The 22,073-nt window shown below is 69.7% G+C and carries 22 protein-coding genes and 1 pseudogene; 9 read left to right on the top strand and 14 right to left on the bottom strand.

Going from position 1 to position 22,073, the window contains the following annotated elements; all coding sequences use genetic code 11:
* Positions 1-5: 5 nt before the first annotated feature.
* Positions 6-758, bottom strand: coding sequence for a GntR family transcriptional regulator (locus ACFVWD_RS21670; RefSeq protein ID WP_054228262.1), 753 nt, complete (start codon positions 756-758; stop codon positions 6-8).
* A 147-nt stretch (positions 759-905) separates the two neighbouring features.
* Positions 906-2,126 (bottom strand): DUF4190 domain-containing protein, encoded by a 1,221-nt coding sequence (locus ACFVWD_RS21665; RefSeq protein ID WP_389598137.1) that lies wholly within the window; start codon positions 2,124-2,126, stop codon positions 906-908.
* Positions 2,127-2,249: 123 nt separating this feature from the next.
* Between ACFVWD_RS21665 and ACFVWD_RS21660 the strand changes: the two genes are divergently transcribed.
* Together ACFVWD_RS21660 and ACFVWD_RS21655 are read left to right on the top strand one after the other, a co-directional pair.
* Positions 2,250-3,473 (top strand): serpin family protein, encoded by a 1,224-nt coding sequence (locus ACFVWD_RS21660; RefSeq protein WP_389598135.1) that lies wholly within the window; start codon positions 2,250-2,252, stop codon positions 3,471-3,473.
* A 9-nt stretch (positions 3,474-3,482) separates the two neighbouring features.
* Positions 3,483-4,589, top strand: coding sequence for a pyridoxal-phosphate dependent enzyme (locus ACFVWD_RS21655; protein WP_389598133.1), 1,107 nt, complete (start codon positions 3,483-3,485; stop codon positions 4,587-4,589).
* Positions 4,590-4,622: 33 nt separating this feature from the next.
* Here ACFVWD_RS21655 and ACFVWD_RS21650 read toward each other — a convergent pair whose 3' ends face one another.
* The 9 genes from ACFVWD_RS21650 to ACFVWD_RS21610 all read right to left on the bottom strand — a co-directional run bounded on the left by ACFVWD_RS21650 (position 4,623) and on the right by ACFVWD_RS21610 (position 13,563).
* A complete protein-coding gene (locus ACFVWD_RS21650; RefSeq protein WP_389598132.1) occupies positions 4,623-5,456 on the bottom strand; it encodes an oxidoreductase in 834 nt (277 codons plus the stop codon).
* A gap of 30 nt (positions 5,457-5,486) precedes the next feature.
* Complete coding sequence (locus tag ACFVWD_RS21645) at positions 5,487-7,706, bottom strand: DEAD/DEAH box helicase (RefSeq protein WP_389598130.1); 2,220 nt, start codon at positions 7,704-7,706, stop codon at positions 5,487-5,489.
* 147 nt (positions 7,707-7,853) lie between these two features.
* Positions 7,854-8,072, bottom strand: a complete 219-nt coding sequence (locus tag ACFVWD_RS21640; RefSeq protein ID WP_389598128.1) for a hypothetical protein — start codon at positions 8,070-8,072, stop codon at positions 7,854-7,856.
* Between the two features lie 21 nt (positions 8,073-8,093).
* The gene (locus ACFVWD_RS21635) at positions 8,094-8,411 is read right to left on the bottom strand and encodes a hypothetical protein (RefSeq protein ID WP_389598126.1); all 318 of its coding nucleotides are present in this window, start codon (positions 8,409-8,411) and stop codon (positions 8,094-8,096) included.
* A gap of 67 nt (positions 8,412-8,478) precedes the next feature.
* Complete coding sequence (locus ACFVWD_RS21630) at positions 8,479-9,315, bottom strand: hypothetical protein (protein WP_389598125.1); 837 nt, start codon at positions 9,313-9,315, stop codon at positions 8,479-8,481.
* Entirely contained in the window at positions 9,302-10,225 is a 924-nt protein-coding gene (locus ACFVWD_RS21625; protein WP_389598123.1) for an ABC transporter ATP-binding protein, read from the bottom strand. Before ACFVWD_RS21625 ends, ACFVWD_RS21630 begins: the two co-directional genes overlap by 14 nt.
* A gap of 4 nt (positions 10,226-10,229) precedes the next feature.
* Positions 10,230-11,219, bottom strand: a complete 990-nt coding sequence (locus tag ACFVWD_RS21620; protein WP_389598122.1) for a sporulation-delaying protein SdpB family protein — start codon at positions 11,217-11,219, stop codon at positions 10,230-10,232.
* Entirely contained in the window at positions 11,210-12,478 is a 1,269-nt protein-coding gene (locus ACFVWD_RS21615) for a sporulation delaying protein family toxin (RefSeq protein ID WP_389598120.1), read from the bottom strand. The genes ACFVWD_RS21620 and ACFVWD_RS21615 overlap by 10 nt, the downstream gene beginning before the upstream one ends.
* A 158-nt stretch (positions 12,479-12,636) precedes the next feature.
* The gene (locus ACFVWD_RS21610; protein ID WP_389598119.1) at positions 12,637-13,563 is read right to left on the bottom strand and encodes a ParB/RepB/Spo0J family partition protein; all 927 of its coding nucleotides are present in this window, start codon (positions 13,561-13,563) and stop codon (positions 12,637-12,639) included.
* A gap of 336 nt (positions 13,564-13,899) precedes the next feature.
* Between ACFVWD_RS21610 and ACFVWD_RS21605 the strand changes: the two genes are divergently transcribed.
* The 6 genes and pseudogenes from ACFVWD_RS21605 to ACFVWD_RS21580 all read left to right on the top strand — a co-directional run bounded on the left by ACFVWD_RS21605 (position 13,900) and on the right by ACFVWD_RS21580 (position 17,726).
* Entirely contained in the window at positions 13,900-14,352 is a 453-nt protein-coding gene (locus tag ACFVWD_RS21605; RefSeq protein ID WP_389598117.1) for a helix-turn-helix domain-containing protein, read from the top strand.
* 472 nt (positions 14,353-14,824) lie between these two features.
* Positions 14,825-14,980, top strand: coding sequence for a hypothetical protein (locus ACFVWD_RS21600; RefSeq protein ID WP_389598116.1), 156 nt, complete (start codon positions 14,825-14,827; stop codon positions 14,978-14,980).
* A 5-nt stretch (positions 14,981-14,985) separates the two neighbouring features.
* Entirely contained in the window at positions 14,986-15,909 is a 924-nt protein-coding gene (locus ACFVWD_RS21595) for a squalene/phytoene synthase family protein (RefSeq protein ID WP_389598115.1), read from the top strand.
* Positions 15,798-16,091 (top strand): annotated as a pseudogene (locus ACFVWD_RS21590) (acetyl-CoA carboxylase biotin carboxyl carrier protein subunit); the annotation flags it as partial. The gene ACFVWD_RS21595 and the pseudogene ACFVWD_RS21590, both read left to right, overlap by 112 nt.
* A gap of 51 nt (positions 16,092-16,142) precedes the next feature.
* Positions 16,143-16,652 carry a DUF2867 domain-containing protein gene (locus ACFVWD_RS21585; RefSeq protein ID WP_389598113.1) on the top strand — a complete coding sequence of 170 codons (510 nt, stop codon included), beginning with the start codon at positions 16,143-16,145 and terminating at the stop codon, positions 16,650-16,652.
* Positions 16,653-17,006: 354 nt separating this feature from the next.
* Complete coding sequence (locus tag ACFVWD_RS21580) at positions 17,007-17,726, top strand: hypothetical protein (RefSeq protein WP_389598111.1); 720 nt, start codon at positions 17,007-17,009, stop codon at positions 17,724-17,726.
* A 366-nt stretch (positions 17,727-18,092) separates the two neighbouring features.
* Here the strand turns inward: ACFVWD_RS21580 and ychF are convergent, their stop codons facing one another.
* Positions 18,093-19,181, bottom strand: coding sequence for a redox-regulated ATPase YchF (ychF, locus tag ACFVWD_RS21575; RefSeq protein WP_389598109.1), 1,089 nt, complete (start codon positions 19,179-19,181; stop codon positions 18,093-18,095).
* A 347-nt stretch (positions 19,182-19,528) separates the two neighbouring features.
* Here ychF and ACFVWD_RS21570 point away from each other — a divergent pair, with 347 nt between their 5' ends.
* Positions 19,529-19,960, top strand: coding sequence for a DUF6542 domain-containing protein (locus ACFVWD_RS21570; protein ID WP_384912511.1), 432 nt, complete (start codon positions 19,529-19,531; stop codon positions 19,958-19,960).
* A 93-nt stretch (positions 19,961-20,053) separates the two neighbouring features.
* Here ACFVWD_RS21570 and ppgK read toward each other — a convergent pair whose 3' ends face one another.
* Positions 20,054-20,800 carry a polyphosphate--glucose phosphotransferase gene (gene ppgK / locus ACFVWD_RS21565; protein WP_389598107.1) on the bottom strand — a complete coding sequence of 249 codons (747 nt, stop codon included), beginning with the start codon at positions 20,798-20,800 and terminating at the stop codon, positions 20,054-20,056.
* Between the two features lie 29 nt (positions 20,801-20,829).
* Positions 20,830-21,855: a 4-hydroxy-3-methylbut-2-enyl diphosphate reductase gene (locus tag ACFVWD_RS21560; protein WP_168510865.1), complete on the bottom strand. Its 1,026-nt coding sequence runs from the start codon at positions 21,853-21,855 to the stop codon at positions 20,830-20,832.
* Positions 21,856-22,073 lie beyond the last annotated feature (218 nt).

Genomic DNA, 22,073 nt, shown 5'->3' with positions numbered 1-22,073 from the left:
TACGCCTACTTCACCGGCAGGTGGTACGCGATGCGATACCGGTCCGCCGGCACGACGACGTCGGCCGTCTCCACCGGACGGCCGGAGGCGAAGTATGTCCGCTGGATGACGACGACCACGTGCCCGGGGACACCGCCCAGCGCGAGGAGTTCCTCGGCGAGGCCGGGACGGGCGCCCACTTCCTCCGTGACGTTGTCCACGATCACGTCGATGGCCGCCATCCGCTCGACGACGCCCATGCCCCCGAGCGGGCCCTCTTCGGGGAGCATCACCGGGGTGCGGCCCGTGACGGCGAGGGGCTCCCAGGAGGTGGAGAGCATCATCGCCTCGCCGGCGTCCCGGAAGACGTAGTTCGTACACATCACGCGGTCGCCGGGCCGGATCGAGAGGCGCTCGGCGATCGCGCCGCTCGCCTCGGCCTGCTCGCTGTGCGACTCCCAGGTGCCGCGCACGGCCAGGTCTGCCTGCTCCTGGCGGAAGGGGGTCGCACCACTGTCCGGGCGGTACCCGGAGCGGGCCACCCGGCGCGGCACCGGCCGCTCCCGCACATACGTCCCCGAGCCGGAGCGGCCCTCGACCAGACCTTCGGCCATCAGCACCTTGCGCGCTTCGAGGGCGACCGTGTCCGAGACGCCGTACTCCTCGCGGATCCTGGCCTGGGAGGGGAGGCGGGTGTGCGGTGGCAGCGAACCGTCGACGATCTTCTTGCGGAGATCACCCGCGACACGCAGATACGCCGGCTGCTCACCGAAAGTCACTGGCCGCTCCCATCAGGTTGTACAGACAGCTACAGCCTGGCAACCGTGGGTTGTGCCATGCAAGCGAAGGCCAGAGAATCACTCGATGTGATTACCTATCCCCGCCGAGGGCTTTACCCAGGCACTTTCTCCCCGCTATAGCCCGCGTCACACCTCCAGGCCGCCACTGCTTCCCCCGTCGCCCCGGCCGCCCCCGCCCCCGTCGCTCGACGGCGGGGTGGTGGTGAGGCCCAGAACCTTGCGTGCGGTGACCGTCCTCCTCGGGTCGATGAGCTTCAGGCCCTTCTTGTAGTGGGCGGAGAAGGTGCCCGCGTCCTTGGCGGCCGCCGCCTTCGCCCACTCCTTCCGCGAGGCCTCGACGTCGTCGACGAGGGTGGCGACGGGCTTCTCTGCGGCGGGGAACCAGCCGTGTCCGCGCAGCAGATGTGCCTCGTCGTCGAGCGCGACGGACACCTTGGTCGCCCACTCCCTGCAACTCCGCAGGTCGTCGTCGACGTGCTTCGCGGCGGGCGCCGCGCGCAGGGCCTCGTCGAGCGTGTCATCGGCCCGCAGATACGCGAACTGGTCCGCGTTCAGGGTGAAGTCGTCCTTGCGCAGCGAACCCTTCAGGCCGCTCTTGCCGTCCCCGCTCTCCAGCATGCAGATGATCGAGTGACGACCGAGGTTCCAGCTGTCGCGGGTCGGGATGAAGTGGTACAGCCGGACATCGTCCGGGACGGCCCAGGCATCCATCGTGTACGCGCGCTCGAACGCGCGGCACTTGGCGTCGGCGACATCGAGCAGACTGCCGCGGCCGGGGTAACGCGCGCCGCTCGTGGCGAAGTTCGCGATCACCTCGGCGTGGTGCCTCGCGGCGCACGGCACCTTGTCGATGCGGACGGTCATGCCCTTCGGCGAGTCGCCCGGCTCGTCGAAACAGTCCCCCTTCCTGAGTGAGAAGACCGTGCCCGTGCCCGTACCTGTGCCCTTGCCCGCCGAGTCGTTCATCCCGCCCTTGAAGCCGTCCCAGAAGTCGCTCGCGCCGCCGGTGGCGACGGCCAGGACGAGCAGCGCGACACCGATCGAGGACATCACCATGCCGCCCACCGCAAGCCCCTTGCCCCGCTCGCCCCGCTTCTTGATCTGCGCGAGCGCGACGATCCCGAGGACCAGCCCGACGCCGGGCAGGAAGCAGAGGACGCCGAGCACGAGCGCGACGATCGCGAGCCCGTTGACGGGCGCGGGACGGTTGTACGGGGAGTAGCCCTGACCCCAGACCTGGTACGGCCCTTGGTACGGCCCTTGGTACGGCCCCTGATACTGCCCCTGAACGGGCGGCGGGTACGGGCCCTCGGGCCGCTCGGGCCCGGGCGGCGGGGGTACGGCCACGAGTGCTCTGCTCCTAGTCCGGGCGGGCTCGGCCGTACGGAAAACCAGTACGGCACCGACGTACGACGGGCATATGTTCGCCGCACAGTTGGGCGCATCGTAAGTGCGGCACGGTGGGGCGGCATGGCCGGGGGCGAGGACGGAATGCGGATCACGAACGCGACGATCGACGCGGTCAACGGGCTGACGTCGCGCTGGGCGCGCGAGACACCCACCGCGACGGTGTTCTCGGCGGCGGGGGTGTGGCCGCTGCTCGGGTTCCTGGCGGACGGGGCGACGGGGGCGGCGCGGGCGGAACTGGCGGCGGCGGTGGGATTTCCCGCTGACGAGGCGGCTTACCACGCAAGGGAGTTCATGGCCGCGCTCAACGCGATCCGGGGGCTGGACTCGGCTGTCGGACTGTGGAACGACCGGAAGCTGGAGGTACGCGAGAAGTGGGCAGCGGGGCTGCCCGACGGGACACGCGGAGAGCTCACCGGTGACCCTGCCACCGACCACGAAACGCTCGACGCGTGGGCGGCACGGCGGACGGGGGGACTCATCGAGCGCATGCCGGTCGAGCTGTCCGAGGAGACCGTGCTCGTACTGGCCAGCGCACTCGCCCTGCGGACCCAGTGGCTGCGCCCCTTCGAGGAGTACCCGCTGCTGCCGGAGACGGGACCGTGGCAGGAACGGACCCTGTTGGGGCTGCACCGCAGCAGCACGCTGCTCGACCGGATCGGGATGGCGGACACACCGCAAGGGTGCGTCACCGAACTGAAGGTGCTGGGCAGCAACGGCATCGACGTCCATCTCCTGCTCGGCGAGGAACGGATGGGCCCTGGACAGGTGCTGGGCGCGGGCATGGACATCCTCGCCCGCACCCAATCGGTCGTGCCCGGTCCACAGCTCCCCTACGGCGATGTGGGCCCCGGCCTGCGCGTAGTGAAAGAGCGCTGTGAACGGCCCCAGCCGCCGACTCTTCACGTCACGACCGTCGCGTACGAACTGACGACCGACCACGATCTGCTGGAACGGCACAGCCTGTTCGGACTCACCACCGCGAGGGACCTGAGCCGTGGGCACTTTCCCGGCATCGGCGACCGGCCGCCCCTGGCGGTGGCCTCCGCCCGCCAGTCCGCCATGGCGAAGTTCGGCGCCCTCGGTTTCCGGGCCGCGGCGGTGACGGCCTTCGGCTTCGCCGCCGCGGGCATCCCCGACCTCCGCTACGTCACCACCACGATCGAAGCCACCTTCGACCGCCCCTTCGGCTTCCTCGCTCTGCACCGCACCTCGCGGCTCGTCCTCGCGGCGGGGTGGGTCACGGACCCGGAGCCGTTCCCCGAGGACGTCGAGGTGCACGCATAGCCTGCGCCCATGACACCTTTGCCGGATTGCTTCTGCCCGGCGGACGGTACGCGCGTCCCCGGCGGCTCGCTCGACTGGTGCTGCCCGGTCTGCCGCGGTCCGCTCGACCTGGACTTCGCACCGACCCCCGCGCCCCTCAAGTCCCTGACCGGACGCGTGAACTCACTGTGGCGGTACACGGAGTGCCTGCCGCTGGCCGCGCCCACGGTCAGCCTGGGCGAGGGCCGCACCCCGCTGGTGGAGCTGCGCGGGGGCATCTCGGCCAAGCTGGACTTCCTGATGCCGACCCTGTCCTTCAAGGACCGCGGCGCCGTCATGCTCGCCGAGCTGGCACTGCGGCTGGGGCCACGGCAGGTGATCGCGGACAGCAGCGGAAACGCGGGGACGGCGATCGCCGCGTACTGCGCGCGGGCCGCGCTGCCCTGCACGGTGTACGTCCCCGAGGACACGTCGCCGAAGAAGCTGGAGCAGATCGAGGCGCACGGGGCGCGGACGCACGTCGTGGACGGGGACCGGGAGGCGACGGCCCGGGCGGCGCGCGAGGCCGCGGACCTCCCGGGCACGTTCTACGCCTCGCACGTCTTCAACCCGTACTTCCTGCACGGTACGAAGACGTACGTGCACGAGCTCTGGGAAGACCTGGGCGGGCGCCTGCCCGACGTCATCGTCGTCCCCGTCGGCAACGGCACGCTGCTCCTCGGCGCCGCCCTCGCCGTCGCCGAGCTGCACGGGGCGGGGCTCATCGACCGGCGGCCCGCGCTGTACGCCGTCCAGGCCGCCGCGGTGGCGCCGCTCGCGCACGCCTGGGCCGAGGGCGCGGACGACCTGGTCGGCATCACTCCCCCGGCCCCCACCTTCGCCGAGGGCATCGCCATCCCGCGCCCGCCCCGGGCCCGCCAGATCCTGCGCGCCGTACGTGCCCTCGGCGGCACGTTCCTCACGGTGACGGAGGACCAGATCCGGCACGCCCAGAGGGACTTGGCGTCGCGGGGCCTGTACGTCGAGTCGACGGGAGTGGCGTGCTGGGCGGCGGTACGGGAAGGGGTGCTCGGGGGACGTACGGCGGTGGTGCCGTTGTGCGGGGCGGGCGTGAAGACGGGGCCGGCCCGGGGATAGGCGGTCCGGGGTTCTACGACGCCCCGTCGGCGGTCACTCGTCGAAAGACGTGCTCCGCGTGCGCTTCTCCCAGATCGCGATGTCACCGCGCACCTGGTCGAGGTGGTCGAGTACGGCGGTGACCGCGTCGTCGCCGAGGGGCAGGCGCAGCGGAGTGTGCTCGGCGTCCAGCGCGGCCAGGACGAGGGCCGCCGCCTTCGCGGGGTCGCCCGGCTGCGTGCCGTCGGCGGTCTCGACCATGCGGCGGGTGGCGCCGACCGAGTCGTCGTACACGCCGAGGTCGGGGCTGACGCCCGCACGGGTGCTGTCCATCAGCGCGGTACGGAACGCGCCGGGCTCGACGATCAGCACCCTGATCCCGAACTCCTTCACCTCGTCGGCGAGCGCCTCCGACATCCCCTCCAGCGCGAACTTCGTACCTGAGTACGCCGAGAAGCCCGCGAAGGACATCTGCCCGCCCATGCTGCTCATCTGCACGATCGCGCCGGACCGCTCGGCCCGCATGTACGGCAGCACGGCCCGCACGAGTGCCGCCGGACCGAACACATGCAGATCGAAGAGCGAGCGCAGCTCACTGTCCCCGGTCTCCTCCATGGCCCCCACGTGCGTGCGCCCGGCGTTGTTGACGAGCACGTCGATACGCCCGTGCCGCTCCACGACCCCCCGCACGACGTCCTCGGCCGCCGTCGCGTCGGTCACATCGAACGGCACAGCCTCGGCCCGTTCGGGGTGCGCGGCGACGAGATCCGCGAGCCCCTCCACGCGCCGCGCCGCGCCGACGACCACGTCGCCCGCCCCGAGCGCCGCCTCCGCGATCGCCCGCCCGAACCCGCTACTGGCTCCGGTGATCAGCCACACCCTGCTCATGCCGCCCCCTGGTCCACTCAGCCGTGACCCTCACGGCTCCCGTGCACCACCCTGCCCCGGCCCCACGCTGCCCGCCAGTCGTATTTGCTCCTCCTCCACGATGCGGCGGGCGAGAGCGCTGTCGGAGATGTCGACCGCGTCCGGGCTCTGTTCGGCGGTGTCGCTGCGGCGGGCGTAGGCGTCGAAGAGGCGGCTCTTGTTCTTGAGGATGTGCCGCAGGCGCTGGTCGACGCTGTCGGTGGCGAGGAGGCGGTGCACCTGGACGGGGCGGACCTGGCCCATGCGGTGGGCGCGGGCCACGGCCTGGTGTTCCATCGTGGGTTTGACCTGCGGTTCGCACAGGACGACCACGGACGCGGCCTGAAGGTTGAGACCGATACCGGCGGCCTCGATCTGGCAGAGGAGGACCGCGTGACCGGGAGCGGCCGTGAACTCGTCCACGAGACGCTGCCGGCGTGCGGCGGGCACGGCACCGGAGACCGGCCCGAACACGGCCCTCGCCCGCGCCCGTTGCCCCGTCCCCAGGCCGTCCTGGCCCGCCTCCAACGCCTGCTGAACCGTCCCCAGCACATCCCTGAAGTAGGAGAACACCACGACCTTCAGGCCGTTCTCCGCCGCCTCGGCCACCAGTTCGCGCAGTCGCCCGAGCTTCGCGGACTTCTCCGCGTCGGCGTACGCGGCCCGGCGCATCGCCATGAAGTTCCCGTCCTCGACCGCCCTGAGGTACGCCTCCCGGTCCGCGGCGCTGAACTCCTCCCACTCGTCGACCTCCACCAGCGCGGGCAGTTCGGTGAGAACGTCCTGCTGGTTGCGGCGCAGATAGGCGGGGGCGACGGACTTGCGGAAGGCATGCGGGCCGGCGGCCGCGGTGGTGTGCCGTATCGCGGGGAGGAGGGCCGGCTGAAGGTAACGGACGAGGGTGCGGAACTCCTCGACCCGGTTCTCCATGGGCGTCCCGGTGAGGAACAGGACGCGCTCGCACTGCCCCGTCCAGGCCGCGACCGCCCTGGAGCGGCGGGTGTCCGGATTCTTCACGTAGTGCGCCTCGTCGACGACCACCATCCCCGGCTTCGTCCCCTCACCGTCCGGAACGGGCAGGCGGTGCAGCATGTCGTACGTGGTGATCGCGACGCCCCCGCGCTCCCGCCACTCCTCGTAGGCGTCCAGCCGCTCCGCGCCGTGCACCGGCAGGGCCCGCAGCGTGCTGCGTGCGCCGATCTCGCGCGTCCAGTTGATCAGTACGCTCGCCGGGCAGACGACCAGGAAGTGACTGTGCCCGTCCGCCGCGAGATGCGCGAGTACGGCGATGGCCTGCACGGTCTTGCCGAGCCCCATCTCGTCGCCGAGGACGACCCGGCGCTGGGCGAGCGCGAACCGGGCGCCGAAGTCCTGGTAGCCGCGCAGCGAGACCCGGCGCCGGGTGTCGTCCAGCGCCTGGGCGTGCACTCGCCCGGCGACCTCCGACGGCAGGAAGCCCTCGGCGGCCGCCACGTCCGAACGGTGCTCGCAGACCTCGGCGAGCTGGCTGTAGTACTCCGCGGAGCGCAACTCGAAGTCGACCCACGCCTCGATCTCGGAGGCGGGCGTCCGCAGCAGGTCGGTCGAGGCCTGCGCGAGCAGCAGGCGTACGTCACGGGCGCCCGCGTCGCCGGTCAGCTCGCGCAGTTCGGCGACCGCGTCGAGCGCGCTCTGCCGCCGCTCCCGCCCCGCGAGCACCATCCCCAGCCGTCCGCCTGCGGGCCGGGCCGCGGGCAGCAGCGCCCCGAGCCGTTCGTCGAGCCGCGTCGCCGCGTCCACGGCCCGGCGCAGCTCGGGACCGGCCTCGACAAGGGTGCGCAGCGCGATCACCAGGGCGGTCGTACGGGGCTCGGGCCGGTCGACGTCCATCCGTACGGAGACGGTCTCCTCCACCGCCCTCGCGAGCTGCCGCGCCGCCGCGAGGGCACGGTCGGCGGTCTGCGCGCCCACCCCCGGCAGCTGCCGCAGCTCGTACCGCCCCGCCTCGTACACCGCCCGCACCGACGGGAACCCGGCCGTCTCCAGCGCCCCGAGCCGCAACCGCCCCTCGGTGACGTCCTTCAGCCGGGAGACGGGGATGGACCCAAGCTCCTTGCCGACGAGTTCGGCGTGGATCGGTGCCAGCGCCGCGCGCACCGCTTCGAGCGCGCGGGCGTGATCGGCGAGCACACCCCGCGCGGCCTCGTGCAGTCCGACGCCCTCGGCGAGCAGACTCCGCTCACGTTTCCCCACCGGCCCGACATTACTGCCCACCACCGACAGCCCGGCCCGACCCCAGGTGCGCAGGTGCGCGAAGAGGCCGCCCAACCCGCTCCACCGCAGGCCGGACGGGTTTTCGGCACGCTCAGCGCCGGTCTCCGCCCCGGTTCCGCGTCGTGTCTACATCCACCCAACGTCGTGCGACTGCGCCGCGGCGAACTGCTCCTCGGTGAGGGTCGACGGGTCCGGCCTGCTGACCACCGCCCAGTGCTTCTCGACGGGGCAGCGGGCGTACCGCGTGGACGGGGTGAGGCGCAGGGACTTAATGCCGACGAACGGTATCCAGGTGGCCATGTAGAGGTGTCCCGCCGAACACTGCACGATCGACTTTTGGAGCATGTGTCCCTTCTCCCCGGTGCCTCAGACGGACTCGACCTTGAAGCTGCTGCCGTTGCGCGGGCCGAGGCGTGCCATCACCCGCGGCTGTGTGCCCGCATCGCTGTGCACCGTCAACTCCTCCGTCCCTACGCCGAGTCGGGCCGTGCGCTGGCCCTTGTAGCGGAAGAAGACGGCCATCTCGTGAGCTCCCGCCTCGACCGACACCTCCGTCGTGCCCCACCTCGCGGGCCACTCCACGCCGTCGATCTCCACCACCGGCCGTGTGAAGGCGCGGTGGAAGGGCAGCGCCACCAGCGACGGACGGATGTCGACGAGGACCTTCACCATCACCATGAACATCACCGAATTCCTTACCTGGTTGCCTGGTTGCCTGGTTGTGGCGGGTGGCTGTCGTACTCGACGTGCCTCACGTCGATGACGACAGCACCGACTCCGGGCGGAAGCCCCTCGCGATTCCCACCAGGCTGCCCGTCGTGATCAGTACGGTCACCCCGCCCGCGTACAACAGCAGCCTGGTCGGACCCAGCGGGTCCAGGGCGATGGACATCGCCAGCAGGGCGCCGAAGCCTGGCAGCATCGCGACCAGGCTGACCAGGCCGCCGCCGTTGCCCGCCAGGGCGCCGGCGCCGGGCTGGGACAGCCGCGGGAAGAGCAGGTTGAGCAGCAGGGCGAGGGCAGCGCCCGCCCAGGTGGCCAGGAGCGGGAGCACCAGGGCAAGCGTCAGATAACCGGCGCTCGGCGTGAGGCTGTCGTGGTGCAGGGCGCTGGACAGCGCGACGGCGAGGGCGCCGAGCGCGCTCATCACCGCCCACTGGCCGGTCGTGACGACGAGTACGTAGCCGAGCAACCCGCCCGCGATGCTCGCGGGGTTGTACGGGGCGCCGAGCATCGCCTCGAGCGCGCCGACCCCGGCCTCCGCGCCGACCACGTTGCGCACCGCAAGGCCCGCGCCGACCGTGCCGTGCAAGGCGATGACGCCGGGCATCAGGACGAGCAGCAGCCCGGCCGCGACCGTGTCCGCGTGCGCCCCGTACTGCAGGCCGAGTCGGGCGCTGCTGGCCGCGCCGTTCATGTCCGAGTCGTCGGACACAAGGGGCAGGGCGACCACGGAGGCGACCGTCAGCACGAACGGAAGGAACACCGTCGCGAAGTTCCGCAGCCGCTCCCGTCTCATCCGCCACAGCAGCGCGGACGCCAGGATCCTGGCCCGGGTCACGTCGAAGGAGACGCTACGTCGCGTCACGGGATGCGCCTTCCGTCTGCAGTTGCTGGTAGACGTCCTCCAGCGGGTTCCGGGCGGGGACCACTTCTCGTACGCCGATGCCCTCCCTCACCAGGTCGGCGACCAGCACCTCCACCGCTCCCTCATCGGGCACCTCCACGACTACGGCGCCCTGCTGCTCCTCGTAGCGCAGGCCCAGCCGGTCAAGGACCGCCGGCACGTCGCCGGAGCCCCGGATGCGCAGCCGGTAGGCGCTGCCCAGCAGGGCGGTGCGCAGGGCGGCCGGTTCGCCTCGGCCCACGATGCGTCCCTCCTGCAACACCGTCACGTCGTCGGCGAAGCGGTTCGCGTCGGCCAGGGCGTGCGTGGAGACGACAACCGTGTGCCCTTCGTTCGCCAACCCTCGTAGATACCCGGTGAGTTGGGCTGTCGTCGTCGGGTCGAGGCCCGACATCGGCTCGTCCAGGAGCAGGATCGGGGGGCGCCCGAGAAACGCCTTCGCCAGCCCCGCTCGCTGGTTCTGGCCGCGGCTGAGACTGCCGATGCGGCGGTCCGCGAGGTCGGCCAGGCCGAGCAGGTCCAGGACCTCCGCGATCCGCTTCTCCGACGGCCCCGGCGGCAGGCCGAGGACGCGTGCCCAGTACCGCAGGTTGTCCACGACGCTCAGCCGCGGTGCGAGCGCCGAGCGGTGCGTGGCCAGGGCGATCAGGGACTTGGCCTCCGTGTGCGCATGCGGGTCGGCGCCGTCCACGAGGACGGTGCCCTCGAAGGGCGCGAGGATCCCGGCGAGCACGCGGAATGCCGTTGTCTTGCCGGCGCCGTTCGGGCCGAGCAGTACGTGAATTCCCTCGCCGTATTCGAGATTGACATCCCGGAGAACGGGCCGCCCGCGGTAACCCGCGGAAACACTCAGGACTTCCAGCTTGGCCACGGATTCAACCTAGCACTGCCGGTGAGCGGTCAACTGAGGTGTCATTGGTGCCTTTTTCAACGGGAAGTTGTTCGTCAGGCGTCGCAGCCGGCCCCGTACGCGACAGCGGCATCGACGCTACGACCGAGCAGCCGATCATGACGAGGGCGAAGCTCCACAGGCCCATCAGCAGGACGATCGAGCCGTGCAGCAGTATGTCCAGTACCAGGCCCACCTTGCGCCGGCGGTCGGAGCCCAGGATGCAGACAGCGATGAGGAGTTCCACGACGAGCGCGCCCCAGGTCATGCCGACCACGATCAGCGGGTACTTGGAGAGCGCGAGCAGCGGCCCGTCCCAGGGCTTGGCGACGCCGAACATGTTGTCCCGCAGGAAGTAGTACTCCGCCGTGCCGTTGGCCCAGTCGGCGACTCCGAACTTGCTGATGGCGGTATCGAGATAGATGTACGCGAGCTGGAGTCTGACCGCCCAGAAGGCGGCGTAGGCGATAGCGTGCCCGGACGGGCGCAGCGGTTTCACCGGCGGGCTCCACTGCCACCTCCGGTTGTCCGTCAGGACGATCGGCAGCATGAGGAGGGACATGATCATGCTCACGGATTCGCCGCCGTCCGGCACGGTGATGCTCACCGCGATCGAGTAGATGGCCCACAGTTGTGGGATCGCCGTCCAGCGCGGCCGGTATCCAACGGCAGCCACCAGGAGCACGGCGACCAGGATCCAGCGGGCATACTCCGCGTGGGAGGTGCCTCCCACCAGGCAGTACGCGGACGCGGCACGCACTCCCTCGCAGCGCGCGCCATCACTGACGGTCAGGACCGGGGTGAGCAGCGCCTTCGACGGAGTGATGAGTACCACCGTCAGCTCGGCGAAGCAGATCAGTGAGCGTCCCACGCCGAACCAGCGCGAGCGGAAGTCAAAGGTGGAAAGCCGGAGTTGGAGCCGGGCGGCCTGCTCTTCGACCAATGCGGAAACGGCCGAACGGGCGGTTATGAGCATGAGACATCCAGGTGGGCGATTCTGGTGACGCGCCGGTCGTACGTCACCAGATTCCGGTACGACCAGGGCACGACGCGTTCCTGAGTGATGAAGGAGTCCCCGCACACGGTCCTCACGGGGTTGCGGTTCTTGACCTTCTCGGCGGGGCGTGCGGCCGCTTCATGCAGGCAGATCTCCAAATTGCCCGCGCACGCATTCCATTGGGTCACCGAGGTGTTGATGTACGCGATCTCGGGGCCCTGGGCACGCTGGCTGCGGTCGAGTCCGAAGAGGTTCGACGGGCTGCCCTGCGGAGTCTTCAGGAGATTCTTGGTGTGCTTTCCGTCGAAGGCGTACGTGCCGATCTGGACGCCCTCGGGGTCCTTCGTGAAGAAGGCCCAGACCTGCGGGGTGACATCGTTGAAGTACTGACGTGCGCCTTTGGAATGCCGGCTGCTGAGCGCGTTGCTCGGCAGCGTGTAGAAGAGCGCGACGAGAAGGTAGGCGACCATGACCGCCAGCGTGGTCGCGAAGATGTAGAGCTGCCGCCTTGCGACAGGCGTCGACATGCGCGGTTTTCCTTTCCCCCTGGAATGGACGGAACACTTCCGGCCGTACTGATGCCCCTGTGCGGGGGTGACCGCCGCGACGAAGTCGTTCTCGTCGAGCTGGTCCGACTGCTTCAGGTCGAAGCCGTAGCTGGCCGCGGCCGGGGCTATCACGACGACCACGACGACCTCCGCGCCCGCGGCGACGTTGGTGCCCGCGGCGATGTTGATGCCGGCCGCGACGTTCGCCACGGTCACGATGTTGGACTTGGTCCACACCCAGCCGTTGGGGCGCGCGATGTCGGCGCTGTTGAGGGCCTTGGCCTTGCTGTCCGAGGCGATGGCCGCCTTGAGGTTGTCGTTCAGCGCCACCATGCCCTGCTGCACCACGAACGGGTCCTTGGCCTGGACGGCCTTCGTCACCTTGGTGTGGAAGGCCGGGTCGGCCTGGTGCAGCTTGGCCATCAGGTACGACAGCTGCGCGGGCGTCACCGAGGCGTCGGAGCGGCGGCTGCGGATCTGCTGGGCCAGCTCCGGGTGGTCCTCGGCGGCCTTGCCCTGGCCGAAGACCAGGAAGGCGACCACGTCGCTGTCCGAGTAGCCCTGTGCCGCCTCGGCCGCGGCGACCGGGGCGGTGTGGGGCGCCTGGGTGTGCGCCGACGCGGTGCCGGCGACGCCGGCCACCATGGTGGCGGTGAGTACGGCACCGATCAGCGGCTTCTTCAATCTCATGATGGAACTTCCCCTGTTCGTCGAAGAGTTTTCCGAGAGTCCCGTGCACTTACGGGCGTTGAGGATTCCTCAAGCGATTCAGAACGCTATTCGGGCATCTTTTCGACGACAAGGAATGTCCAACCAGAGCCTGGCACACCGGACTAATCGCATGACGGTCATGAATTGCTTTCCAGCGTGCGCGCGACATGAAGCCACGCCTCCGCGTAATCCCGTGCGATACGCGCGACGACATCGGCGCGATGGGCCGGGACGTCATGGACGAGCCTCTGCCATTCAGAAGGGCCCGTCGGGTGAATGCTGAGCAGCTGAAGGAACCTGCGCCCCGATTCGGTGTGCCGGACGGACGGGTCGCGGCGCAGACTTTCGAGCAGGGCGGGGCTTCCGGGGCGGCCCGCGCCGCCGAAGCCGCCGGGGACGCCCGTGCCGCTCGAACCGCCACCGTCATCGTGACGATGGGACCGGGGCCCGCCGTCCTCGGGCGGTCCACCGCCGCGCAGTCTCGTCGGCAGCAACTCCCGGCCCTGAAGGAACCGTTGACGTACATCGCTCGCCGTCGCCACGGACGTCCCCGCACGCCGGGCGAGCTCGCGCAGCGAGAGGTGCGGGTCCTGCGCCAGTAACTCACCCGCGAGCAAGCGCCCTTCGGCCGGATGCAGTGGTCGTGCGCGGCCGTCGAGGCCCACCCGTTTGTTCGACTGCGGCCCACCCCCGGTCGAACACCCCCGGAGAACCGCGACGGCCTTGGCCGACAGACAGGTCACCGAGGCGATGCGCCGGTCCGACCAGTGCGAGTGCGAGGCAACGATGCGCAGCGCGGCCGCGGTCCTGTCGTCGAGCGACAGCGGTTTGCCTTGTGCCGAGTTGAGCTGGACAGCGAGCAGGAAGGCCTCCTCCTCGTGGCCGTCGAAGTACCGGACCTCGACGTCGCTCTCCCCCCGCAGTTCCGCCGCCCTGATCCGGTGGACCCCGTCGAGCACCCGCATCGTCGGGCGGTGCACGACGACGGGCGGTAGGGGTACGTCCAGTTCGGCGAGCGCCCGTACGTGCCGGTCGTCCGCGCCCGACGTGCGGGGCGAACTCACCCCTGACAGCAGGCGGATCGGCACCCGCTCCACTGCCCGGTCCAGAACTCCCCCAATTTCTTCCGGTGTTGCCGGGACGATCGCTTCCTCAGCGATCTCCCCCGTCACCGACGTTGCCGACACCACAGCACCCTCTCCCCCTGAGTGGAGCCAACCGATGGCTTCGCCCGGTGGTCGTCCGTCGACTCAGGAACAGAGTTCGACGGGCCGGGCTTTCACCACAGTTGAGATCGTCGTGTGTCAAGACCCTAGACCACAGGTTCCCCTGGTTCAACTGGTATGGGCTCGCTACACTCTGTCCACATTCACCTCAGTGGAAGAGCGCGGGGAGGCACCATGGCCGAGGGGGCGAACCGCAATCTTGCCGACAAGCTCAACGAGCTCTTTGCGAACGTACGGCCCGACGTGGGCCACGAGTACAGCAACGAGCAGGTCGCGGCCGCCATCAGGGGCACGGGCGTCACCATTTCGCAGAGCTATATCTGGCAGCTGCGCAAAGGCATCAAGAACAATCCGACGCTCAAGCACCTGGAAGCCCTGGCCGGTTTCTTCGGCGTGCCGGCCGCCTACTTCCTCGACACGGAAACGAACAACCGCGTCTCCGAGCAGCTGAAGCTGCTTGCCGAGACCCAGGCACGCCTGGCCGATTCCTCGCCGGAGAGCGACGTCAAGCTGATGGCGATGCGGGCGGGCCATCTGTCCGCCGAGCGCCGCAAACAGGTCATGGACCTCCTCGACGTCGTCTACCGCCTCGAACAGGCCGAGGCGAAGCAGCAGGACACGCAATGACCTGGACGACACCAGTCGCGTACGTGACGTAGACGGTAGAGACGTAGAAACAGATACAGAAGCAGCCGCTCACCCGGATGCTGACGACGGGCACCACGCGACGGCCGTCAACCACGCGGAACCGTGAACTACCCGGAGATTGCCTCTGGTCACCCCACCTGAGCCCATGCTGTCCGACCGGCGGCGCGAGGGTCAGACATGCGAGAGGACGGTCTTGAACGAGCGCAAGCTGCGTCGGCGCTGCAAACGGGAGCTTCAATCCCTCGGCACTGAGCCGCCGTTACGGTGGCTGTGCTGTGCCGACGCCTCGGAGAGCGCCGCGGACGGTCCATCCGTCTCGTGCCCCATCCGCTGCCCGTCCCCGGCCCGTTCGGCGTCTGGATCTCGACGGGCTCGGCGGACTGCATCCTCTGTCAGCGCGAGACCAGCAAGGTCCACCAGGACCAACACAAGGAACACCACAGGAGTCGGCGTGACTGAACTTCTCATCACCGCAGGACACATGCTGCTCGGACCCGAGGACGAGCATGTGGAGGACGCCGCGGTCCTCATCGCCGGCAACACCATTGCTGCCGCCGACCTACGCACAGATGTCCAGGCACAGGCCGGGCAATGCCCGGGACGGTGACGAAGGTGAGCACGTGGAAGCGGAGCCTGACCGCGGCTGGGGTCCGGGAACCGGAGCTGCGGAACGACTACGACGACGGGCGTCGGCTGGTGGCGCGGTTTCGCCGTAGTTCCTACCTGGCGGCCCGTTTGCTGCTGCCGCCGTCGGTGCTGCCGCATGTGGTGGCCGCGACGGCCGTGATGCACCACGGGGACAACGTGCTGGACACCGGCCCTGAGCCGCAGCGGATCGCGGCGTGGGCGTCCTGGGAGCGGCGGGTGCGCAAGGCGCTGGAAACGGGGGTGGCCGACGACCCGCTGACCCGCACGTTGCTGCACACCGTCGCCGCGTATCCACGGCTTCGGGGGGTGGTGGAGGAGTATCTGTCCACCGCCGGCGCCGAGCTGGAGTTCACCGGCTTCGTCTCGGAGGCCGACTACCAGGCCTACGTGGACGCCTACTCACTGCCCGCCTTCATGCTGGTTGCCGTACTGCTGGGTCCTGAGGACGACGACGGCCGGTACCGGGCGATGTGCCGGACGCTCATCGACGGCAGCCAGCGACTGGACTTCGTCAATGATCTCGCCGAGGACATCACGGAAGGGCGACCTGGCATTCCGGCTCAGACGCTGGCGCGTTTCTCGGTCACGGTGGCGGACCTCGCGGCGGGGCATGAGCCGCCGGGCCTGCGCCTGTTGGTGGAGCACGAGGTCAGGGCGGCCCGGGCCGCCCTGGAGGCAGCCCATGAGCTGCCCACCCAGGTCTCGGCCCCTGGCCAAGCACTACTGAACGCATTCGTCGAGATCGAGCTGCTGACGGCCGACGCGGTACTGGCACGCGGAGCGGCGCTGCTGCACGGCTCCGCGAGCCCTCCGCTGCTGGGCACGCTGCGGGTCCTGCGGAATGCTCGCCGGGCCGCGAGGCATCACCGATGCAGGGCACCATCGTGAAGGTCGCCGTCGAGGAGGGCCAGCAGGTCACTGAGGGCGAACTCGTCGTCGTACTGGAGGCGATGAAGATGGAACAGCCCATCAATGCGCACCGCTCCGGCACCGTCATGGGCCTCACCGCCGAGACAGGCGCGTCCCTCGGTTCCGGCGCCCTCGTCTGCGACATCAAGGACCATACGTAGGAGTCGTGGCCATACAGTCGTGGTCATCCATGAGAGGGGACGGGACGAACCGTGGGGCAGAGGACAGAAACGCACGCACGTAGGAACGTCGTACCCGTTGCGGACGCGGCGGTGGCGAGCCTGGGCGGCTGCGATCACGTGGACGCGGTCGCTGTGGACCTGGCCCCGGGTACCAGTGCCGTGGACTTCACCCGGACCGTGCTTGCAGGGACACCGGAATGGGTGCACGGGCTGCTGACCCTGCGCGACAAGCTGATGGCGCCGTTCGGGCTGCAGGTCCAGAAGCGTGTCGCCCGCGATGAGATCCGGGTGGAACCCGGCACGCGGTTGGGTCCCTTCCGGATCCTGACGGTCTCCGACGGCGAGGTCCTCGCCGGCGACAACGACAAGCACCTGGACTTCCGCACCTCCTTCGCCGTACGGGCAGGGGCCGCGGGCCTGGAAGGCGTATGCACCACAGTCGTGCGCTACCACCGACGGGCCGGGCACCTCTACTTCAAGGCGATCCAGCCCTTCCACAACCTCATCATCCCGAGGATTGTCGCCCGAGCACGGTCGTAGCCCGGCGTCCAGGACGAACGACAGAACAAGAATCCGCTTCACGGCCGGGCCGGTCGACAGCCTCGTGGACGTCGAGGTCCTCGACCTGGCGGTCGCCGCCTGCAGGGGCAGCGGAAGCTGTGACCGATCATCCGCTGCCCCTGCAGGCGGCCGCATTGCTCGAGCTCGGCCGGCACTAGGACGCCAAAGCCCTGCTGCGCGCCGCCTCGCGGAGGACCCCGGTGACGCACGCGCGTGGACCCGCCGGGCGCGCTGCCACCGGATCGCCGGCGAGAGTACTCACGCGCTCGCCCCACTCGACGAGGCGTTGAAGCTGGCGCCGGAGGACTACGACTCGGTCAACCTGCGCGCCCATTGCTGCGCAGTCTCGGGCAGCGGGATGAGGCGGAGCGGGCCGCGCGTGAGGCGATACGCCTCGGGCCCGAAGAGGTCGGCGTGTACGAGACCCTCTGGAAAATCGCCGCCGTGGCCGGTGGCCGAAACGCGATGGACGCCCTCGAGCACTACATCCTGCGCCTCGACCCCACCCACGAGTTCGCCCTGTCACAGCAGACCGCCAAAGCCGCCAAGGCCCCGGGCACGAAGGCCTCCGAGGCGGCCGCTCTGTACGCCGACGCGCTCGCCGCCGTCCCCGGCTCCACATCGCTGAGCCACGGCCTCGACCGCGCCACCTACCGCCTGCTCCGCGGCACCCGCCGGCTCGCCCTGCTCTGTCTGGCGCTAGCCGGCGCCATGGCGGATCTCCTCGCCGTCGAGGGTGAGGTACAGAAGGCCCTGCCCATGCCGCTCGGCACCCGACTGCGGTCGCTCGTACCCATGACGGCGATCTGGGCGTTCGGCGCTCGGCGCCGCTACCGCACGCTACGCACCGGCGTGCGGCTGAACCTGAGCTCCCTGGTCCGCCGTGGCTTCTGGGCCCGGATCGTGTTGGGTCAGGCGGCCTGGGCCATACTCTGCGCACTGGTGATCACACAGCTGCCCTGGACACAGCGCCCGGTGCCCCAAGTGCTCTTCTGGGCAGGCATGTCGCCAACCGCCGACACCATCTGGTTCGACCAGGCGAAGACGAAGTGAGGAGCACCGGGCAAGGCAAGCGACAACAGCGTCGCCGCCGATGCATCATCGAATGCGGAGGTCGATAGCCCCCAACGACGGAATCCTCGTACCCGTCAGCCACTACGCCTTGAGCCGGTCCACCAGCACACCCCACCGACCAGCAGTTCCCTCGTTCCCGTGTTCCGTGTCCCCCGCCAGAGATTCGAACCTGCACACACGTGAAATCGGTGCCCCCCAGAGCAATAGATGACGACAGATGACGAAACGTCAGAAAATCCAGCGCGAATCCAGCCACGCATACGCCAACGGGGCCGACCCCAACCCGGGCCGACCCCACCTGAACTGCACGTTTGCTAGATCACCGCATCCACGCCACAGCGCCCGCTAAACGTTGAAGCGGAACTCCACCACGTCGCCGTCCTGCATGACGTAGTCCTTGCCCTCCACGCGGGCCTTGCCCTTGGCGCGGGCCTCGGCGACCGAGCCCGTGTCGACGAGGTCCTCGAAGGAGATGACCTCCGCCTTGATGAAGCCCTTCTGGAAGTCGGTGTGGATGACTCCGGCGGCCTCGGGGGCGGTGTCGCCCTTCTTGATGGTCCAGGCGCGGGATTCCTTGGGGCCGGCCGTCAGATAGGTCTGCAGGCCGAGAGTGTCGAAACCGACGCGGGCGAGGGTGGCGAGGCCCGGCTCCTCGGCGCCCACCGACTCCAGGAGCTCCATGGCGTCCTCCTCGTCGAGCTCGGCGAGGTCCGCCTCCAGCTTGGCGTTGAGGAAGATCGCCTCGGCGGGGGCGACCAGGGTGCGCTGCTCGGCCTTGAAGTCCTCGTCGACCAGCTCGTCCTCGTCCACGTTGAAGACGTAGAGGAACGGCTTGGTGGTCAGGAGGTGGAGGTCGTGCAGGAGCTCCTCGTTGCCGGAGCCCTGGACGATGCCCTGCGAGAAGAGCGTGTCGCCCTTCTCCAGGATCTCCTTCGCCGCCTCGACCGCCGCGACCTTGGGAGCGATGTCCTTCTTGATGCGCGACTCCTTCTGGAGGCGCGGCAGGACCTTCTCGATGGTCTGGAGGTCCGCGAGGATCAGCTCGGTGTTGATCGTCTCGATGTCGTCCTTGGGCGAGACCTTGCCGTCGACGTGCACGACGTTCTCGTCCTTGAAGGCGCGGATGACCTGGCAGATCGCGTCCGACTCACGGATATTCGCGAGGAACTTGTTGCCCAGGCCCTCGCCCTCCGAGGCGCCCTTCACGATGCCCGCGATGTCGACGAAGTCGACCGTCGCCGGAAGGACGCGCTGCGAGCCGAAGATCTCGGCCAGCTTGGTCAGCCGGGCGTCGGGGACTCCGACCACGCCCACATTGGGCTCGATCGTGGCGAACGGGTAGTTGGCCGCGAGCACGTCGTTCTTGGTCAGGGCGTTGAACAGGGTCGACTTGCCGACATTGGGCAGACCGACGATTCCGATCGTGAGCGACACGTTGCGACTTCCCGTACGTGAGGGTGGGCGACAGGTCCGCGAAGGTGCGCGGGCCGATCCACCAGTCTACGGGGTGCGAGGTCCCTTACCGGCGACGTATCGAACGCATGGCCAAGGTCGACCCATCGGCGTGTCTGAGGGGCTATTCCGCACATAAACCGACCTAAGTTGGTCCAGTGGAGCAACACAGGACGCGTCCCCCTCAGTACAGACCGCGACGCGGCGCACCTCTGCCTGCCCAGACCGGGCGCGCCACGGCCGACGGCGTACGCAGGGGTACGCCCCCCGCGCGGCGGCCCGCACCCGCGCCCAGGCCCGCTCCCAGGCCCGCTCCGACGCGACGGCGGATGCCGAACCCCCGGCTCACCGGGCTCGGCGGCGGACTGTTCTGCGGGGCGACGATGTTCGCGCTCGCCTGTCTCGACCAGTTGCTCTTCGGGGCGTCGCTGGTGGTCTACGGGGTGCTGTTCCTGCCGGTGGCGGCCCTGACCGCGCTGTGGGTGCGAAGGGGAGACCTCGTCACCGCGCCCGTCGTCGTGCCCATCGCCTTCGCGTTCGGGCTGCTGCCCGTCGCCGACGGGGGCGGCGGGATCGGGGGCGAGCTGATGGGGCTGGTCACCGCGCTGGCGACCCAGGCGGGATGGCTGTACGGGGGGACGCTGGTCGCGGGGGTCATCACCACCGTACGGAAGGTCCGTCTGATGATCCGCAGGGCCGCCCAGCGCAGGGCGGCCCAGGGGCCCCGCCCGGGGATCCGGCCGCGCCGCCGTCCGGCCTGACGGACACGACGGACACCGGGGGCGCGACGGACACGAGGGGCGCGACCACACGGGCGCCGGGCTCCCGGTGCCGCCCCCTGCGCCCCGGAGGGCCTACGCGGACTTCGCCGCCCGCATCGCCGCGCCCACGATCCCCGCGTTGTTCTGCAGCTGCGCCGGGACGATCTCCGCCTTGATGCCCTCGATCAGCGGCAGGAACCTGTCGGCCTTGCGGCTGACGCCGCCGCCGATGATGAAGAGTTCGGGAGAGAAGAGCATTTCCACATGGGCGAGGTACTTCGTGACCCGGCGCGCCCAGTGCTCCCAGGTCAGCTCGTGGTCCTCCTTGGCCTTGGTGGAGGCACGCTTCTCCGCGTCGTGGCCGTTCAGCTCGAGGTGTCCCAGCTCGGTGTTCGAAACCAGCTCGCCGTCGGCGAAGAGCGCGCTGCCGATACCCGTACCGAAGGTGAGCAGGAGGACCGTGCCCTGACGGTCACGCCCGGCGCCGAACTGCATCTCGGCGACGCCCGCCGCGTCCGCGTCGTTCAGCACCGTCACCGGGAGGCCGCCCAGCCGGTCGGCCAGCAGGGCCCGCGCGTCGGTGTCGATCCACGCCTTGTCGACATTGGCAGCCGTACGAATCGTGGCGCCGCCGGTGACCACCCCGGGAAAGGTGATGCCGACGGCTCCCGTCCAGCCGAAGTGACCGACGACCTCCTTCACGCCGTCGGCCACCGCGTCCGGGGTCGCAGGATGGGGAGTGAGCACTTTGTAGCGCTCCTCCGTCAGTTCGCCGCGGTCCAGGTCCACAGGGGCACCCTTGATCCCGGATCCGCCGATGTCCACGCCGAAGATCTGCATGGCCCTACGCTACGTCGTACGACTGACAGTTACTTCTCGGAGGGGGCGGAAGCACCGGCCGCCGTGCGCTGCTCCACCAGCGCCGCCGCCTCCGCGCGCAGATCGCGGCGCAGTTCCTTGGGCAGCGAGAAGGTGATGGACTCCTCGGCCGCCTTGACGATCTCGACGTCCTCGAAGCCACGGGCGGAGAGCCACTCCAGGACCTGCTCGACCAGGACCTCCGGGACGGAGGCGCCCGAGGTGACACCGACCGTCGTCACACCCTCCAGCCAGCCCTCCTCGATCTCGTCGGCGAAGTCCACGAGGTACGCCGCCCGCGCCCCCGCGAGCTTGGCGACCTCGACGAGGCGCACGGAGTTGGAGGAGTTGCGCGAGCCGACCACGATGACCAGGTCCGCTTCCTCACCCATCTGTTTCACGGCCAGCTGGCGGTTCTGCGTGGCGTAGCAGATGTCGTCGCTGGGCGGGGAGATGAGCTGCGGGAACTTCTCCTTCAGCGCGTCGACCGTCTCCATCGTCTCGTCGACCGACAGCGTGGTCTGGGAGAGCCACACGACCTTGGAGGGGTCGCGGACCTCGACCTTGGCGACATCCTCGGGGCCGTCCACAAGAGTGATGTGGTCGGGCGCCTCGCCGGAGGTGCCGATGACCTCCTCGTGGCCCTCGTGGCCGATCAGCAGGATGTCGAAGTCCTCGTTCGCGAACCGGACGGCTTCCTTGTGGACCTTGGTGACCAGCGGGCAGGTCGCGTCGATGGTGGCGAGCCTGCCGGCCGCGGCCTCGTCGTGGACGACCGGGGCGACGCCGTGCGCCGAGAACATGACGATGGACCCCTCGGGGACCTCGGCCGTCTGCTCGACGAAGATCGCGCCCTTCTTCTCCAGGGTCTGCACGACGTACTTGTTGTGGACGATCTCGTGGCGGACATAGATCGGGGCCCCGTACTGCTCAAGGGCCTTCTCGACGGCGATCACGGCGCGGTCCACGCCCGCGCAGTAGCCACGGGGGGCGGCGAGCAGGACACGGCGGCCAGGCGAAGCAGTCATGGCACCCATCGTAAGGCCGCACTCGGCGCGTCAAAGATCGCCTCCTTGGGGAGGCTGAGGGGGAGCTGGGCGGGGTGGGCGGGACGCGACCCCTGGGAGGCACGATGTCCGACACGCAGACCACCGCCGGAGCGGCCGACGAGACCGGTGCCGGGTACGGACTGCGGCGCAGCCTCGGCGGTCACCGTTCCCGTGATCGTGGAGGCGTACGGGGCCGCTCCGGTGGT

This window comes from Streptomyces sp. NPDC058086, from assembly GCF_042885015.1.
Taxonomy (GTDB): domain Bacteria; phylum Actinomycetota; class Actinomycetes; order Streptomycetales; family Streptomycetaceae; genus Streptomyces.
This window is presented reverse-complemented; position numbering and strand designations above follow the sequence as displayed.